15 protein-coding genes are annotated in these 16468 nt (G+C 70.8%); 10 read left to right on the plus strand and 5 right to left on the minus strand.

Annotated features, from left to right (window positions below):
• Window positions 1-4: 4 nt before the first annotated feature.
• A complete protein-coding gene (locus ABZX12_RS10190; RefSeq protein WP_355691716.1) occupies window positions 5-1078 on the minus strand; it encodes an aminoglycoside phosphotransferase in 1074 nt (357 codons plus the stop codon).
• 190 nt (window positions 1079-1268) lie between these two features.
• Window positions 1269-2258 carry a helix-turn-helix domain-containing protein gene (locus ABZX12_RS10195; RefSeq protein ID WP_355691717.1) on the minus strand — a complete coding sequence of 330 codons (990 nt, stop codon included), beginning with the start codon at window positions 2256-2258 and terminating at the stop codon, window positions 1269-1271.
• 64 nt (window positions 2259-2322) lie between these two features.
• On the opposite strand from ABZX12_RS10195, the gene ABZX12_RS10200 reads away from it, so the two are divergent.
• The 3 genes from ABZX12_RS10200 to ABZX12_RS10210 are packed head-to-tail and all read left to right on the plus strand — an operon-like array spanning window position 2323 to window position 4714.
• On the plus strand, window positions 2323-3537 hold the full coding sequence (locus ABZX12_RS10200) for an MFS transporter (protein WP_355691719.1): 1215 nt from the start codon (window positions 2323-2325) through the stop codon (window positions 3535-3537).
• Between the two features lie 9 nt (window positions 3538-3546).
• The gene (locus tag ABZX12_RS10205; RefSeq protein WP_355691721.1) at window positions 3547-4167 is read left to right on the plus strand and encodes an HAD-IA family hydrolase; all 621 of its coding nucleotides are present in this window, start codon (window positions 3547-3549) and stop codon (window positions 4165-4167) included.
• A gap of 13 nt (window positions 4168-4180) precedes the next feature.
• Window positions 4181-4714 carry a DUF1707 domain-containing protein gene (locus ABZX12_RS10210; RefSeq protein WP_355692840.1) on the plus strand — a complete coding sequence of 178 codons (534 nt, stop codon included), beginning with the start codon at window positions 4181-4183 and terminating at the stop codon, window positions 4712-4714.
• On the opposite strand, the gene ABZX12_RS10215 is transcribed toward ABZX12_RS10210, so the two are convergent.
• Window positions 4711-5850: a hypothetical protein gene (locus tag ABZX12_RS10215; RefSeq protein WP_355691723.1), complete on the minus strand. Its 1140-nt coding sequence runs from the start codon at window positions 5848-5850 to the stop codon at window positions 4711-4713. The two genes, ABZX12_RS10210 and ABZX12_RS10215, sit on opposite strands and share 4 nt — an antisense overlap.
• The gene (locus ABZX12_RS10220; RefSeq protein WP_355691724.1) at window positions 5851-7227 is read right to left on the minus strand and encodes a C39 family peptidase; all 1377 of its coding nucleotides are present in this window, start codon (window positions 7225-7227) and stop codon (window positions 5851-5853) included.
• A 160-nt stretch (window positions 7228-7387) separates the two neighbouring features.
• Here ABZX12_RS10220 and def point away from each other — a divergent pair, with 160 nt between their 5' ends.
• The 4 genes from def to ABZX12_RS10240 are packed head-to-tail and all read left to right on the plus strand — an operon-like array spanning window position 7388 to window position 11282.
• The gene (def, locus tag ABZX12_RS10225) at window positions 7388-7936 is read left to right on the plus strand and encodes a peptide deformylase (RefSeq protein WP_355691726.1); all 549 of its coding nucleotides are present in this window, start codon (window positions 7388-7390) and stop codon (window positions 7934-7936) included.
• The gene (gene fmt, locus ABZX12_RS10230) at window positions 7933-8865 is read left to right on the plus strand and encodes a methionyl-tRNA formyltransferase (protein ID WP_355691728.1); all 933 of its coding nucleotides are present in this window, start codon (window positions 7933-7935) and stop codon (window positions 8863-8865) included. The genes def and fmt overlap by 4 nt, the downstream gene beginning before the upstream one ends.
• Window positions 8862-10241 (plus strand): transcription antitermination factor NusB, encoded by a 1380-nt coding sequence (locus ABZX12_RS10235; RefSeq protein WP_355691730.1) that lies wholly within the window; start codon window positions 8862-8864, stop codon window positions 10239-10241. Before fmt ends, ABZX12_RS10235 begins: the two co-directional genes overlap by 4 nt.
• 48 nt (window positions 10242-10289) lie before the next feature.
• Window positions 10290-11282, plus strand: a complete 993-nt coding sequence (locus ABZX12_RS10240) for a DMT family transporter (RefSeq protein ID WP_355691732.1) — start codon at window positions 10290-10292, stop codon at window positions 11280-11282.
• Between the two features lie 105 nt (window positions 11283-11387).
• Here the strand turns inward: ABZX12_RS10240 and ABZX12_RS10245 are convergent, their stop codons facing one another.
• A complete protein-coding gene (locus tag ABZX12_RS10245; RefSeq protein WP_355691734.1) occupies window positions 11388-12341 on the minus strand; it encodes a DMT family transporter in 954 nt (317 codons plus the stop codon).
• 106 nt (window positions 12342-12447) lie between these two features.
• On the opposite strand from ABZX12_RS10245, the gene ABZX12_RS10250 reads away from it, so the two are divergent.
• From ABZX12_RS10250 to ABZX12_RS10260, 3 genes are read left to right on the plus strand one after another with little or no spacing between them, the layout of a single operon-like run.
• A complete protein-coding gene (locus ABZX12_RS10250; protein ID WP_355691735.1) occupies window positions 12448-13653 on the plus strand; it encodes a cysteine desulfurase-like protein in 1206 nt (401 codons plus the stop codon).
• A 35-nt stretch (window positions 13654-13688) separates the two neighbouring features.
• Window positions 13689-15242 carry a hypothetical protein gene (locus ABZX12_RS10255; protein ID WP_355691737.1) on the plus strand — a complete coding sequence of 518 codons (1554 nt, stop codon included), beginning with the start codon at window positions 13689-13691 and terminating at the stop codon, window positions 15240-15242.
• On the plus strand, window positions 15235-16464 hold the full coding sequence (locus tag ABZX12_RS10260; protein WP_355691739.1) for an ROK family transcriptional regulator: 1230 nt from the start codon (window positions 15235-15237) through the stop codon (window positions 16462-16464). The genes ABZX12_RS10255 and ABZX12_RS10260 overlap by 8 nt, the downstream gene beginning before the upstream one ends.
• Window positions 16465-16468 lie beyond the last annotated feature (4 nt).

Here is a 16468-nt window from a genome sequence, read left to right on the forward strand (position 1 = left end):
CGCGCTACCTGCGGAATGCGGCTCTGGTCGCGGCCGCGGTGGCGGCGATGTACTCCGGTGGCTCGATGAACCACCACTCGTCGAACGGCACGCCGTTGGTGAGGTCGCGGTGGTAGCCGAAGCACACCAGGTAGAGCGGCCTGATGTACATCACCCCTTCGAGCCGGTCGAGTTCCTCGTCGGTCAGCTCGACATGTTTGCGGTAGGCGCTGACGACCGCTTCGACGTGCCCTTCGTTGGTGCGTCGGGTGGGAGCCCAGTCCCCGGTGCCCCACAGCAGGAACGCGAGGTCGGCGATCCGCGCTCCGCGGCCGGACGCCTTCCAGTTGATGGCCACCGGCCCGTCCGGGCCGATCACGGCATGGTCGGGAGCATGCAGGAGGTTGCCGTGCAGCAGGCCCTCGGGCAGGCCGTCGCCGTCGTCCGCGGTGCGCACCTGCTCGTGGAGCCGCTCGAAGCGCTCCCGATCGGCTGCCCCGACCTTCGTGTCCACCGCGTCGAGAAAGGCCAAGCCCGCCAGCAGGTCCTGCCGCGGCGTACCTGTCCGGCGCGGGTCCTCACCGCTCGCCCCACCGGGCCGGCTGACCGATTCGTCGAACGGCAGCGCGTGCAGCCGTCCGAGCAGGTCGCCCATGATCGCGAATCCCTCGCCCGGCGGCAGCGGGGTGTGGTCGACGAATTCGGTGACGAGCACCGCGCTGCCGTCGAAGTCGGACACGGCGTCGTCAACGGCGAGACGCTCCGCGGGATAGTCGTGCTGCTCGAGAAAGCGCAGGATCGCGGCATCGCCCTCGACGTGGGCCCGCGGCCGCGCCGGCGGGAACGCCCGCGCGATCCACGGGGCGCCGTCGTTGCGGTCGATGCGGAAGACGTACGTCTTGTGCACGCTGAGCTTGGTCGCCGAGATCGCGTCGATCCCGTACCGCTTCCGCAGGTGGGCGAGCAGCCGGTCCGCGTCCGGCTCGTGGTAGATGCGGTCGTCGAGACCCTCGAGATCGGTCAGAGCCTCGGTGTAGCGCTGCCCGGTCTCCTGGGCGTGCCGCCGTACGACCTTCTTGAAATTGCCGTCCTTCGTCATGACAAGCCTCTCCGTCGACACCTTCGTCCCCCAGTGACGTGGTGTTGAGAGATGGCCTGCTGGCATCGACGACCGAGAGGGCTGACTCCCCTTCGCGAATGGAACCCCGACTGGGGCGGACGTCCCACAGCTCGGCGACCGGTCGGCGCCGTCAGTCAATTTCGCCGATCGCCGCAGCGCTTGTCAAGGATCAGGCGGTCGTGGCGAGGGTCGTGGAGGCGGCGAGGAGTTGCTGGCCGAGCGCGGTGCGGTGGTAGAGCACGGCCCGGCCGTCGCGGCGGGACGTCACGACGCCGGCGTTGCGAAGGATGCTCAGATGAACGCTGAGCGTGGGGGCGGAGACGCCCAACTGGTTGGCCAGATGGGTGGTGGACATCGGCAGGTCGAGGTGGCTGACGATCGCGGCCCGGGTGCGGCCGACCAGGTCGGCGAGCGGCGAGTCGGTGGTCTCCTGGCGGTCCTCCCACAGCCGGCCGAGGCCGCGCGGCGGGTACGTGATGGTCGGGACGTGCGGCGCGCCGGTGACCGCCAGCCCGGCCGGCCAGGTGAACACGCACGGCACCAGCAGGACGCCCTGACCGGCCATCGGCTCGCCGTCGCAGCAGTACGGCCGGTCGATGTCGATCCGGTCGCCGCTGAACTTGATCGACGGGTGCAGGTTGCGGAACAGCCGCTCGATGCCGCCGGCGGCCAGCTCGTTCAGCCGGAACGCGAGGTCCTCCTGCAGCAGCGACCGCATCCGCCGCCAGTCGGGCTCGATCGCGCGCCGCCAGTACGTCTCCAGCGCCGAGGTGATCAGGTCGAGCGCCGCGGCCGGCCGGGCGATCAGGTCCGGCAGCATCGGATGTGGGGTGGCGCGGTACAGCCTGGTCAGCTCGGCCGTCGCCAGCGCGTGCGGTGTCGCGGCGATCGCGGCGAGACCGGACTCCAGGCTCGTCGACCGTCGCGGCGGAGCCGGCGTGAGGAAGTCCGGAATGTAGCCGGCCGACGGGATGAGGGCCCTGAGCAACGTCAGGTCGTCGCCCTCGATCGTCGGCCGGACCTTCTGCAGCCACGGGCCGTGCACGCTCCGCGCCGTGTTGTTGCTCAGCGCTCGCACGCTCGTGACGGCCTCCCAGACCGGTGACAGTGCGAACCGGATCCGCCCGATGTCGCCGGCGTTCAGCCTGATCGTGATCACCGGCCAAGATTAGCCGTGAGCCTAATCGTCGACAAGGTCCGGGCCGTTCGCGGACAGTTGCCCCATGAGTGCAACAGCCGTCGGCAACCCCACGTCCACCGCGCTGCCGCGGGCCTTCTGGGCGTTGTGGGTGTGCCAGCTGGTCAACCGGCTCGGCAGCTTCGTGCAACCGTTCCTCGTCCTCTACCTGACCCAGGACCGGCACCTCTCCGCGGGCACGGCGGGCGCCGTCGCCGCTGCCGTCGGTCTGGGATCGGTCGCCGCGCAGCTCGTCGGCGGTTTCCTCACCGATCGCATCGGTCGCCGGCTGACGATGCTGATCTGCTTCTTCGGGACCGGCGCCGCGCTGGTCCTGCTCGGCTCGGCCCGGTCGATGGCGCTGATCTGGGCGACCGCGTTCCTGGTCGGCCTGCTCGGTGACCTGTTCCGCCCGGCGGTCCAGGCGACCGTCGCGGACCTGCTGCAGCCGACCGAGCGGGTCCGCGCCTACGGTCTGCTGTTCTGGGCCATCAACCTCGGCTTCTCGGTCTCGACGGTCGCCGCGGGCGTCCTGGCCTCCTTCGGGTACGGCTTGCTGTTCTGGGTGAACGCCGCCACGTCGGTGATCGCCGGGCTGGTGATCTGGACGATGGTGCCGGAGACCCGCCCGGCGCCGGTGGCCGGGTCGGCGAGCCGGGCGCTGCTGCCGGTGGTCGCACGCGACACGGTGTTCCTGCTGATGATCCTGATCCAGATCGGCTACGCGACGATCTACATGCAGGGCTACTCGACCCTTCCGCTCGCGATGGCGGGCGACGGGCTGTCGTCGCGGGTCTACGGCCTGGTGATCGGGCTGAACGGCGTCGTGATCGTGCTGGTCCAGCCCTTCCTCGGCCGGTGGATGGTCAAGCTCGACCGCCCGAAGCTGCTGGCCGCCTCGATGCTCGTCGTCGGACTCGGGTTCGGCGTGGGCGCGGTCGTGCACAGCTGGTGGGGTTACGCGCTGTCGGTCGTGGTGTGGACGCTGGGGGAGATCGGGTTCGCCGCGGTCATCGGCGCGGTGTTCGCCGACCTCGCCCCGATCGACCTGCGCGGCCGCTACATGGGGCTGTCCGGTATGGCGTTCGGCGTCGGGACGGTGATCGGCCCGCTCGCCGGGACGAACGCCCTCGAGCACCTCGGCCCGACCGTCACCTGGCTGGGCTGCGCGGTCCTCGGCGTCACGATCTTCCTCGGCCAGTACGCACTGGCTCCCGCTCTGCACGCCCGCGCCGCCTCGAACGCCGAGGTGGCCTCGTAGGGTTGCGGTATGAGCGACCGGACGATCGACGTGGTGGTGTTCGACATCGGTGGGGTGCTGCTGGACTGGAGCCCGACGTACCTGTACGCCGACCTGATCCCGGACGAGGAGCAGCGGACGCACTTCCTGACCAAGGTGGCCACGCCGGCCTGGAACCACAAGCAGGACGAGGGGCGTCCGTGGGCGGAGGCGGTCGCCGAGCTGACCAGCCTGCATCCGGAGCACGCCGAGTGGATCCAGGCGTACGACACGGGGTGGCTGAAGATGGTGAAGGGCGTGTTCGAGGACACCGCCGCCGTTCTCGCGCAGCTGCAGGCCGCCGGCGTCCCGACGTACGCGTTGACGAACTTCTCCGGTGAGAAGTGGGAGGTCGCGAAGGAGGCGTTCCCGATCCTCACCCACTTCGACGGCGAGGTCGTGTCGGGTGTCGAGCAGACCGCGAAGCCCGACGAGAAGATCTACCGGATCCTGATCGAGCGCTTCGGGCTGGACCCGGCGCGCACGTTCTACACCGACGACATGGCCTACAACGTCGACGGGGCGCGGGCGGTCGGTCTCGACGCCGAGGTCTTCACCGGCGCCGCGGACCTGCGAACCCAGCTGCGTGAGCGGGGTCTGCCACTACAGTGAGCCGGTGACGTCGATGCCAGAAGACCGCTCGCCCGCGATCGGGGACGTGGACCGCAACGCGGCGGTGGAACGCGTCCAGGCGGCGTACACGGGTGGGTATCTCACCCACGACGAGATGGAGCAGCAGCTCCACCAGGTGCTGTCCGCCAGGACCCGCAAGGATCTCGAGGTCGCTGTCGCCGCGCTGCCGGCCGAGCAGCCGGGCCGCTCGGCGACCATCGGCGCCTCCGCCGGCCGGATCGTCCGGCGCGGCGTGTGGCGGGTGCCGCGACACCTCAAGGTCGAGTCCCTGCACGGGCGGGTGCGGCTCGACCTGTCGCAGGCGCAGTTCGAGCACGCGGACGTCGACATCGAGCTGAACGTGCTGCACGGCGGTGTCAAGATCACGCTGCCGCGGGACGCGGTCGTCGACTTCGACGCGGTCCGCACCGAGTGGAAGGACACCCGGTACAAGCCGGCGCGCACCTCCACCGGCGACGGCCCGCGGATCCGGATCACCGGCGTGATGGGCTTCGGTCGGCTGAAGATCCGGCACGCGCGCCGCTAGAGCGCTGCCGAGATGGCTTCGGTGTACGTCGGGGAGCTCGCGAGGTACGCGGCCTCGACGTACACGGTGCTGTCCTGGCACGTCATCGGCGTGAGCGCGACGCCGGGCTTCGCGGCGTACAGCCGTTGCGGGGCGGCCAGACCGGGACGCCAGCGGTTGATCTGGTAGGTCTCCTCGCCGGCCGGGCTCACGGTCCTCGTCTCCCACAGGATCCAGTTGCCGCAGGCAATAATCGTGTCGGTGACGACGGTGCCGAGCAGGCGGGCGGGGGAGTCGCCGGAGTCCCGGACGTACGCCTTGCTCTGGTACTGGTCCGGGTCCGCGGCGCCGACCTCGGACCACACGGTCGCGCCACGCAGGGTCGCGCCGCTCCACTGGATGCAGTTGGTTGCTGCGGGCACCGGCTGTGCGGCGCCCGCGGACAGCGGAGCGGCGAGGAGGCGCTTGCACCGGCGGGCAGTCTCCGGCGCGACGATCTCGCTGAACGTCACGGTGTCGGCCGACACCACCGGATCGGCCACGTAGCCGGGCGCCGCGACGCAGGTGACGGTGCGCGACTTCAGCGTCGCCAGGTCGGCGACGATCAGGCAGGAGCGGTTCTTCGCGTCGGTGGAGCTGTACGCGAAGGTGCCGTCGTAGGCGCCGATCTCCGGCTCGGACACCGGCGGCAGACCGGCCGGGACGGTGGCCTTGCCGGTCGTGAGGTCGTAGCGGACGACCTTGATCTGCGGGTCAGGACCATCGGAGCGGATGTCCTCGACCAGCGCCCACCGATCGTCGATGACGACCGGCGACTGCGCGACGAACCCACTCGTCGGGACGTGTTGGACGACGACCTTCTTGCTCGTCCGGTCCGCGATGGTCGTCGTACCGGCCTCGTCACTGCCACGCGTGACGACGTACTTGCGCTGCCGCGTCACGAGATGCTGCCCATCGACCGGCTGCCGGAGAACATTTGCCCACGCCGGCAACGCGGTACCGGTGTCCATCGGGCGGGTCGGCTGGGGCTGTGTCGTCGGCGCCGCTGACGTGGTCGGTGTGCGGCTGGGGGACGGGCTGCTCTGCGGCGGTTCGGCGGAGCAGCCCGCGACGAGCAGCACCAGGAGGGTGCCTGCAGCAACGGTACGACGACGCATCTACAGCCCGATGTTCTGGAAGGAGTTGGCGAGTGTGGCGTTGAACAGGGCGCTGGCCGGGATGTTCTTCGGGCCGTCGGTGACGTTGCCGCGGCTGTTGAAGCGGCGCTCGTTGAACACCTCGAAAATCGCGATCGTGCCCTTCGCCTTGTCGTAGCCGCGGCCGACCTGGTAGTGGCCGCTGTGGTTGAAGGCCAGGTACGGGAAGTACCGCTTGAGAAGCTGCACGTGCTCGATCACCGGTGCCTTGTACACGCCGAGGTGCTTCTGGTGCACGGTGAAGAAGGTCTGCGCGTTCCAGTGCGAGACGTTCTGCACGATGTACGTGCCCGCCGACTTGGGCCACGCGGTCTTCAGGTTGGTCTGCTTCACCATCGCCGAGATCGCCGTACCGGACGTGGTCGAGCCGAGGTCCTTCGCCCACGACGTCTGGGTGTCCTTCTGGTTGTCGTCGGCCCAGTCGATCGACTGGAACGTCGCCGGACCGCACCAGTACCCCTTCTCCTGCGAGGTCTGGAACCCCTTCATCAGGTACGCCGAGGCAGGTGCGGCGACCGGCGCAACCGGAGTCGACGGCACCGCGGTGGGCGTCCCCGCCGTCGGAGCGGTCCGCGTCGGCAGGAACGTGGGCGTCGCAGTCGAGGTCGGCGTCGCAGTCGGCGTCGCGATCGGCGCGGTAGTTGCCGCCTGGTCCGGCGTCGCGGAGGAGCCCGGTGTCGCCGAGGCGTCCGGTGTCGCCGTGGAGTCCGGTGTCGGTTGTGCGGTCGTGGTTTCCGGGGTCTGGGGGTTCGGCGGCGGCGTCTCGGCTTCGGCGAGTTCGCGGAGCTCGCGAGCCTTTTCGCGGCCGTTCCAGGCGGCTTCCATCTCGTCGAGTTCGGCGGTCACTCTCTGGGTCTTCGGCAGCGCGGCCCGCTCGGCGACGAACGCTGCAGGGGTCAGATCACCGGTCGAGATGTCCTGCTCGGCACCCAGCTCGTCCGCGGCGCGAAGGCTCGGCTCGGCCATCAGCGCGTGCCGCTGCGGCCCGGTCGGCACCTGGTCCACGAAGCCGAGCCCAAGGCAGTAGTTCTCGGTGTCGAGCTTGAAGCACCGGAGCATCGACGCGGCCTGCGCGGAGGTGTCCGCCGACCGCAGCTGCACATCACCCGGTGACGACTCGGTGACCTGCTTCACCACCTCGCTCCACGACCGCGCCGGTGGCTGCTCCGAACTGGAGCTCGACGGCTGTGCGGTCGGTTCCGTGGTCGGCGTCGTCGGACCGGTCGGTCCGGTGCGGAACTCCGGCTCGCGGGGCTGGTAGGCCTGGGCGGTGAGGGGTGCCTGGGTGAGTAGTGCACCCAGGAGGACCAGTGTTGCTCCCCGTGCTGCTGTGCGCATTGGGTCTCCCGAGCGGCGTGTGACGGCAGTGACTGAGGGTACGCCTGGGACCACAGTACGTGCTTGTGGCAACAAACGGGAGGGGCCTCCCAGCGGAAACGGCTCCGGCGGGCCAACTAGACTTGCCCGGTCCCGGTTCGTGGAGTCCTGTGGAGAGTCTGTGTCGGTCCAACCCATCCGTCTGTTCGGCGACCCCGTTCTGATCACCAAGGCCGAGCCGGTCGTCGACTTCGACGCCGAGCTGCGCCGCCTGGTCGCCGACCTCACCGACACCATGCAGGACGCGCCGGGCTCGGGGCTGGCCGCGCCGCAGATCGGCGTCGGCCTGCGGGTGTTCACGTACCACGTCGAGGGCGAGCTCGGGCACCTGATCAACCCGGAGCTGACGCTGTCGCTGGAGGAGCAGTTCGGCCCCGAGGGCTGTCTGTCGATCCCCGGCCTGACCTTCGACTGCCGCCGGGCCCAGTCGGTGATCGCCAAGGGCTTCAACATGTACGGCGACCCGGTGGTGATCGAGGGCTCCGACCTGCTGGCCCGCTGCATCCAGCACGAGACCGACCACCTGGACGGCGTCCTGTTCGTGGACCGCCTCGACCGCGAGACCCGCAAGCAGGCGATGAAGGCCATCCGCGAGGCCGAGTGGTCGGGCCTGGGCGGCCCACCGCAGATCAAGGTCTCCCCGCACCCCACGAACGGATTCGGTCTGTGAGAGTCGTCTTCGCCGGTACGCCGGAACCCGCTGTCACCGCGCTCGAGGCGATCGTCGCCAGTCGGCACGAACTGGTCGGTGTCGTCACCCGCCCGGACGCGCCGGCCGGCCGCGGCCGGAAGCTGGTCGCTTCGCCGGTCGCGCAGTACGCCGAGGAACTGGGCGGCGTCGAGATCCTGAAGCCGGTGAAGCCGAGTGACCCCGAGTTCCTGGCCCGGCTGCGGGAGATCGCCCCGGACTGCTGCCCGGTCGTCGCGTACGGCGGTCTGCTGCCGCAGGCGGCGCTCGACATCCCGCGGCACGGCTGGATCAACCTGCACTTCTCGGTGCTGCCCGCGTGGCGCGGCGCCGCGCCCGTGCAGCACTCGATCATCGCGGGCGACGACGTGGCCGGTGCGAGCACGTTCCGGATCGTGAAAGCGCTGGACGCCGGCCCGGTCTACGGCGTACTCACCGAGCCGATCGGCCCCGAGGACACCTCGGGCGACCTGCTGCACCGGCTGGCGGTGTCGGGGTCGAAGCTGCTCGTCGACACACTCGACGGCATCGAGGCCGGCGTGCTGGAGGCCCGCGAGCAACCTGCCGACGGCGTGACGCTGGCCCCGAAGATCACCGTCGAGGACGCGGAGCTGGACCTGACCGCGCCGGCGCAGCGGGTCGATCGGCTCGTGCGCGGCTGCAACCCGGCGCCGGGTGCGTGGACGATGTTCCGCGGCGAGCGGCTGAAGGTGCTCGCCGTACGGCCGACCGACGACGATCTGAAGCCCGGTGAGCTGCGCGCGACGAAGTCGAGTGTGCGCGTCGGCACGGGGAGCAAGGCGGTGGAGCTGGTGACGGTTCAGCCGCAGGGCAAGAAGCCGATGGCCGCGCCCGACTGGGCCCGCGGCGTCCGTCTCACCGACGAGGACCGGCTGGGACCTGCGGCGTGAGCGACCGGAATGCGCGGAACAGGGCGCCGCAGCGGCGGCCGGACCGGGTACGGCGGGTCGCGTACCAGGTCATCCGGCAGGTCACCGGCGAGGGCGGGTACGCGAACCTGGCGCTCAACAAGGCACTCCGGGAAGCGCGGCTCGGCGGGCGGGATGCGGCGTTCTGCACCGAGCTGGTGCACGGCACGCTGCGCTGGCAGGGCACGTACGACGCTTTCCTGGCGCGGAGCGTGTCGCGGCCGCTGGCGGAGCTCGATCCCGAGCTGCTCGACATGCTCCGGCTCGGCAGCCACCAGCTGCTGAACATGCGGGTCGACTCGTACGCCGCGGTGTCGGAGATGGTCACACTCACGCGGTCCGAGCTCGGGCAGAAGCGCACCGGACTGGTCAACGCGGTGCTCCGCAAGATCAGCCAGCGTTCCTTCGGCCACTGGATCGACGCGGTCGCGCCGTCACCCGACGAGGATCTCCTGGGTTACCTGGCTGTCGCCGAAGCCCACCCCCGCTGGGTGGTCGAGGCCTTCGACCGCGCACTCGCCGGCGAGTCGAACGAGCTCGAGGACTTGCTCGTGGCGGACAACGAGCCGCCCCGCGTGACGCTCGTCGCCCGGCCGGGTTTGGCCGCTGTCGGCGAGTTGGTCGCCGCGGGCGCGACGCCGGCGCGGTGGTCGCCGTACGCGGCGGTGCTCGAGGGTGGCGGCGACCCGGGGCGGATCGAAGCCGTCGCGACCGGGCGGGCCGGCGTCCAGGACGAGGGGTCGCAGCTCGTCGCGATCGCGCTGGCCTCGGCGAAGGTCGACGGCGACGACGCCAAGTGGCTCGACCTGTGCGCGGGCCCGGGCGGCAAGTCCGCGTTGCTGGCCGCGCTCGTCCAAGACGGTCAGCTGACCGCGGTCGAGCCGCTCAAACACCGCGCGGAACTCGTCCGCCAGAACCTGCGAGCGATCCCCGGCAACCACAGGGTGCTCGTCGGCGACGGCACGAAGCCCACCTGGCCGGAGGGCTCGTTCGACCGCGTGCTGGCGGACGTGCCGTGCAGTGGCCTCGGTGCGCTGCGCCGCCGCCCGGAAGCGCGCTGGCGCCGCACGCCGGAGGACGTCGAGGAGCTCCGCCCGCTGCAGGAGGCGTTGCTCGACTCGGCGATCACGTCCGTCCGGCCCGGCGGGGTGGTGGCGTACGTGACCTGCTCGCCGCATCCCGACGAGACCCGCGCGGTGGTCGACGCCGTCCTTGGCCGTCGCGGCGACGCGACCCTCGAGGACGCGCGGCCCCTGTTCCCCGGCGTGCCACACCTGGGTGCCGGTCCGGATGTCCAGCTCTGGCCGCACCTGCACGGCACCGACGCGATGTATCTGGCGCTGATCCGCCGGTCATGATGCGGACCTGCTGTCAGGCGCTATTGCTCGAACGGTGATGATAGTGCGGTGACCACCACCGCCACCCGTCCGGCCCCTTCGACCCGGCGGCACCACGTCGTCGGCCTCGCCTCGGCGTTCGGGATCGGGATGCTGGTCGCGGTCCAGTCGCGTCTGAACGGTGAGCTCGGCGGCATCCTCGGCGACGGCATCCCGGCGGCGCTGATCTCGTTCGGCACCGGTCTGCTGATCCTGCTGGTCGCCACCGCCGTCGTGCCGCCGGTGCGGCGCGGCCTGGTCACGGTGTGGCGCACGATCCGGCGTCCGATGCGCGGGTACGGCGGCCTGCGCTGGTGGCAGTGTCTGGGCGGAATCGCGGGGGCGTTCCTGGTGGCGACGCAGTCGATCACCGTTTCCGTGATCGGTGTGGCGGTGTTCCTGGTGGCAGGCGTGGCCGGGCAGGCGATCAGCAGCCTCGTCGTCGACCGTCTCGGCTTCGGTCCGGCCGGCCCGCAGCCGCTGACCGCCGTCCGCATCGTCGGTGCGGTGGTTGCGCTGGTCGCGGTCGGCCTCGCCGTGTCCGAGCAGTTGCGGCACCCCGACGGACTGCTGCTGGCGATCCTGCCCGCTCTGGGCGGCGTCGGCACGGCTGTGCAGCAGGCCATCAACGGGCGGGTGGCGCGGACCGCGTCCTCCGACGCGTACGGCGCGGTCGCGGCCGGAGTGGTGAACTTCCTGGTCGGATTCGTCGCGCTGCTGCTCGTGTTCCTGGTCGATCTCTCGCTCCGCGGTGCGCCGCGGCACCTGCCGAGCGAGCCCTGGCTGTACTTCGGCGGCGCGTGCGGCGTGATCTTCATCAGCGCCGCGGCCGCCGTGGTCCGGGTGGTCGGCGTCTTCGTGCTCGGCCTCGGCACGATCGCCGGTCAGCTGATCGCCAGCCTGTTCATCGACATCTTCCTGCCGGTGGCCGACAAGCCCGTCACCACCCCCGTCGTCGCCGGCACCCTCCTCGCCCTAATCGCGGTGGTCGTCGCCGCGATCCCGAACCTCCGTCGCATCTGACGCAGCTCGACAGTACGTATGCGTGTAGCACCCGCTACCCGCACGCCTGACCGTGGGCTTGAAGGTGCGGCAGTGGACGTATACGTACTGTCGAGCTGCATAGGTTCAGGTGGCAGGTGCTGCGGCGAGCGGTTTGCGGCGGAGGGCCGTGAGCAGGCCCTGGGAGACGGCGACACCGAGCAGGACGACGAGACCGCCGACGGGCTGGTACCAGGTCAGGTGCTCGTGCAGGACGAGGATGCCGACGACGATCGAGAAGATCGGCATCAGGTACGTGACCATCGACGAGCGGCTGGCGCCGATCAGGCGGATGTTGCGCATGTTCAGGACGAAGGCCAGGCCGCTGCCCAGCGCGCCCAGGGCGAGCACGCTCAGCACGGTCTCCGGGGACAGCGACCACGGCGCGGGCGGCGCCTGCCTGGTGACCAGCGGCGCGACGACGGCCAGCTGGACGGTTGCGCACAGCAACAAGCTCGTGGACAGCGCGGTGCCGGACAATGTCGTACCGGCCAGGAACCGTTTCTGGTAGGGGATCGCGAGCCCGTACGACACCGCGGCGAGCATGCACAGCGCCTGACCGGCCAGGTCCGCGCCGCCCTGCACCCGCCAGGCGCCGAGGACGACGAGCATCCCGGCGAAGCCGATCAGCAGCCCGATCCCGCGCTGCGCCGAGAACTTCTCGGTCCGGAAGATCAGCACCGCGATCGGCAGCACGACCAGGGGGGTGATGCCGTTCCAGATCCCGGCGAGCAGCGACGGGATCCGCTCCTCGCCGTACCCGAACAGGGTCCACGGGATCGCCGAGCCGATCGCCCCGACCACGAACGAGTGCGCCCACAGCCGCGGGTCGCGCGGCAGCGGCTCGCGCTTGGCGATCAGGATCGTGAGCAGCACGACCGAGCCCGCGATCACCCGACCCAGCGCGAGGTAGAGCGGCGGCAGTTCGCGGACGCCGACCGAGATGAACAGGAAGCTGCAGCCCCAGATGGCCGCCAGCGCCAGCATGATCGGGAGCCAGGCCCGGACCGGGGCCGCCGTGCTGTCAGGAGTCGTTACCATGCTCACTCCTGACATCCTGCACTACACCACGGACAGTTCGCGCATTTTTATCCGTATTCGGGCAGGCGGTAGCGCGCGCTGTCAGGACCGAGAGAGGATGACGCGCATGAATGCCTTCGACGTGGTCGCCGTCCGCAAGCAGTTCCCCGCGCTCGACGAGGGAGCCGCGCACTTCGACGGCCCCGGAGGGTCGCAGACCCCGCAGGCCGTGGCCGACGCGGTGGCGCACACCATGACCTCGGCCCTGGCCAATCGTGGCCGGCTGACCGCCGCCGAGCGCCGCGCCGACGAGATCGTGGTCGGCGCCCGGCAGGCGATGGCCGACCTGCTCGGCACCACCGCCGAGGGGATCGTGTTCGGCCGCAGCATGACGCAGCTGACCTACGACTTCTCCCGCGCGCTCGCGAAGACCTGGTCCGCGGGCGACGAGGTGATCGTCACCCGGCTCGACCACGACGCGAACGTCCGTCCGTGGGTGCAGGCCGCCGAGGCCGCCGGCGCCACGGTCAAATGGCTCGGGTTCGACCCGGAGACCTCCGAGTTGGACGACATCGCGCCGCTGCTCACGGACCGCACCCGCCTGGTCGCTGTCACCGCGGCGTCGAACCTGCTCGGCACCCGTCCGGACACGCAACGCATCGCCGACCAGGTCCACGAGGCCGGCGCACTGATCTACGTCGACGGCGTCCACCTGACGGCGCATGCGCCGGTCGACGCGCGGTACGCCGACTTCTACGTGTGCTCGCCGTACAAGTTCTTCGGCCCGCATCTCGGCGTACTGACCGCGGCGCCGGCGCTTCTCGAGACGCTGCGGCCCGACAAACTCTTGCCGTCGACGGACGCCGTACCGGAGCGTTTCGAGCTGGGCACGCTGCCGTACGAACTGCTGGCCGGCACGACGGCCGCGGTCGACTTCATCGCCGGGCTCGGAGGCAGCGGCACGACGCGGCGCGAGCGACTGATCACGTCGCTGCGGAGCGTCGAAGCGCATGAGGACGGGCTGCGTGACGAGCTGGAGACGGCCCTGAAGGCGATCCCCGGCATCACCCTCTACGGCCACGCCGCGCACCGCACGCCGACCCTGCTGTTCACGCTCGACGGGCACACGCCGGGGGAGGTGTCCGAGCAACTCGCGAAGGCCGGCGTCAACGCCCCGGCCGGCTCGTTCTACGCATACGAGCCCGCGCGACACCTCGGGCTCGGCCCGGCGGGCGCGGTCCGGGCCGGCCTCGCGCCGTACACGGACCGCGCCGACGTGGAGCGTCTCGTCGCCGCCGTGACCGCCTTGACCGGCCCGAGCGCGACTAACTAAAGTCTCTGGGGAAATTAAGTACCCCGAGGAGTCAGGTGAGAGAACCGAGCGCTGTTTTCGTCCAGGCGGACCCCTCGGACGGTTTGACCGCCCCGGCACGGGCCGGCATCGAGGTCAGCTGGAACGACGGGACGGTCGAGGTCACCGCGGCGAAGGTCTCCCGGGTCGCGCTGCGCTGGTCGGAGAAGCTGCCGAGCGACGCCCTGATCCTCGGCGATGCGTGGGAACGCTCGTACGGCGACCTGCAGTGGCGGCACCGGCAGCCCGAGCGGCTGCTGCCGTGGTACTTCCTCGCCCACTCCGCCGCGGGCACCTTCGGCATGGGCGTCGATGTCCAGCCGAACGCGTTCTGCGCCTGGACCGTCGACGGCGACGGCTTCACGTTGTGGCTCGATCTGCGCAACGGCGACGGCCCGGCGCTTTTGGACGGTCGTACCCTGACAGCAGCGGTCGTGCGACGATTCGAGGACGCCGGCACACCCTGGCAGACCCTGCACGCAGCGGTCACCACCATGAGCACCCGGCTACCGGCGCGACCTGAGCCCGCGCCGGTGGCCGGGCCTGTTGTCGGTGCCAACAACTGGTACTACGCCTACGGCGAGAACTTCGACGAGAAGGCCGTCCTGAAGGACGCGGCGACCATCGTCGAGCTCGCCGACGGCCACCCGGTGAAGCCGTTCAGCGTCGTCGACGACGGCTGGTACCCGGGCGGCATCGCCTCCGGCGGCCCCTGGGACCGCGGCACGCCCGGCGTCTTCGACGACCTGGCGGGTACGGCGGCCGCGATCAAGGCGATCGGTGCGCGGCCGGGCCTGTGGTTCCGCCCGCTCCTGGTCCGCGAACCGAGCCGGTGGGCGAAGTCCGGTCCGCACGACAAACCGGGCCGCGCCCTCGACCCGACCCGCCCCGAGGTCCTCGACGGCGTGCGCTCCGACCTCGAACGCTTCCGGTCCTGGGGATTCGAGCTCGTCAAGCACGACTTCAGTACGTACGACATCTTCGGCAACTTCGGGCCCGCGATGGGATCCCGCCTGACCACCGGGGGCTGGCAGTTCCACGACCGGTCGCGGACGACGGCCGAGATCGCGCTTGCGTTCTACCGCGAGATCCGGGCGGCGGCCGAGGACGTCGTACTGATCGGCTGCAACACCGTGGGCCACCTCGCGGCCGGGCTCGTCGACGTCCAGCGGACCGGCGACGACACCTCCGGCCGGGACTGGGAGCGGACCCGGAAGATGGGGGTGAACACCCTCGCGTTCCGGCTCCCGCAGCACCACCGGTTCTTCACGGTCGACGCGGACTGCGTCCCGTGCACGCCGCAGACGCCGTGGGAGCTGAACGAGCGGTTCCTGGATCTCGTCGCGCGGTCAGGTACGGCGCTGTTCCTGTCGATCGACCCGGCGGCGCGGACGGACCGCACGGACCGGGCGTTGCGGGACGGTATACGGTTGGCGCTCGACGGTGGTGCTGCCTCGGAGATCGAGCCGGTCGACTGGCTGGTCAACACCACTCCGAACGAATGGCGCACGGGTGGGGACACCATCCGATACGACTGGTCGCAACCGTGGGGTGCGGATCCAATTGGTTAGACGGGGGACGAACCTCGATCGCGTCGGGGGATTCAACGACGCCGTGGTGCTGGACGCGATCCGCCGCAGCGAGCAGTTGAGCCGCGTCGAGCTCGCCGAGGCCACCGGTCTGTCCGGTCAGGCGATCTCGAACATCGCGCGCCGCCTGCTCGACGCGGGCCTGGTCCGCGAAGCCGGACGGTTGCGGGGCGCGGGCCTCGGCAAGCCGCGGACGCTGCTCGAGCTCGAGCCCACCGGCCGGTACGCCGTCGGCGTCCACCTCGACCCGTCCGTCGTCACTGTCGTCCTGCTCGACCTGACCGGCGAGGTGGTCGCGCGGCGGCCCGTGGACCAGTACGCCGACGACCCCGGCCTGCTGATCGACGGCATCGCGAAGACGATCGAGGAGGTGATCGCCGAGGCGGGGGCGCCGCGGGACCGGGTGACCGGTGTCGGCATCGCCGCGCCCGGGCCGATCGACGTCGAGCGCGGCGTGGTGGTCGACCCGCCGAACCTCTCGACCTGGCACCTGGTGCCGCTCCGCGACGAGCTGGCCGAGCGCACCGGCCTGCCGATCGTCCTGGACAAGGACGTGACCGCGGCCGCGTCCGCCGAGCGGTGGGCCGGTCAGGGCGGCAGCTTCGTCTTCTTCTACCTCGGCACCGGCGTCGGCGCCGGGCTGGTGATCGGCGACGAGGTGGTCCGCGGCTCGTCCAGCAACGTCGGCGAGATCGGTCACGTGATCGTCGATCCGGACGGTCCGTTGTGCTACTGCGGCCGGCGTGGCTGCGTCGGCGAAGCCAGCCAGCCGCGGTACCTGGTGCAGCAGGGCGTCCAGGCCGAAGTGCTTGCCGATGGCATCGACCTGGACGACCGCCAGGCCGTCGAGGCGGCCTTCTCCCGGCTGTGCGCGCTGGCCGCGGACGGCTCCGCACCGGCGCGGGCGATCGTCACCGCGCTCGCGGAGCGGATCGCCAAGGTGGTCGAGGACATCGCGAACCTGCTCGATCTGGAGCGGGTCGTCTTCGGCGGCCCGCACTGGGAACACCTCGCACCGGTCCTCGACACCGCGGTCCGGGAGGCCTTGGACGGCCGGTTCCTGCTGCGGGCGGTGCATCCGTTCGAGGTCACCGGCACGACGCTCGGCGTGGACGTCGGCGCGATCGGCGCCGCGAGCCTGGTCCTGGACCGGACCTTCTCGCCCGACCCCTCTCTCGGCCTGACTCTTGATGGTGAAAGGTAGATGT

The sequence above is a fragment of the Kribbella sp. NPDC003505 genome (genome assembly GCF_040610875.1).
Lineage (GTDB): Bacteria > Actinomycetota > Actinomycetes > Propionibacteriales > Kribbellaceae > Kribbella.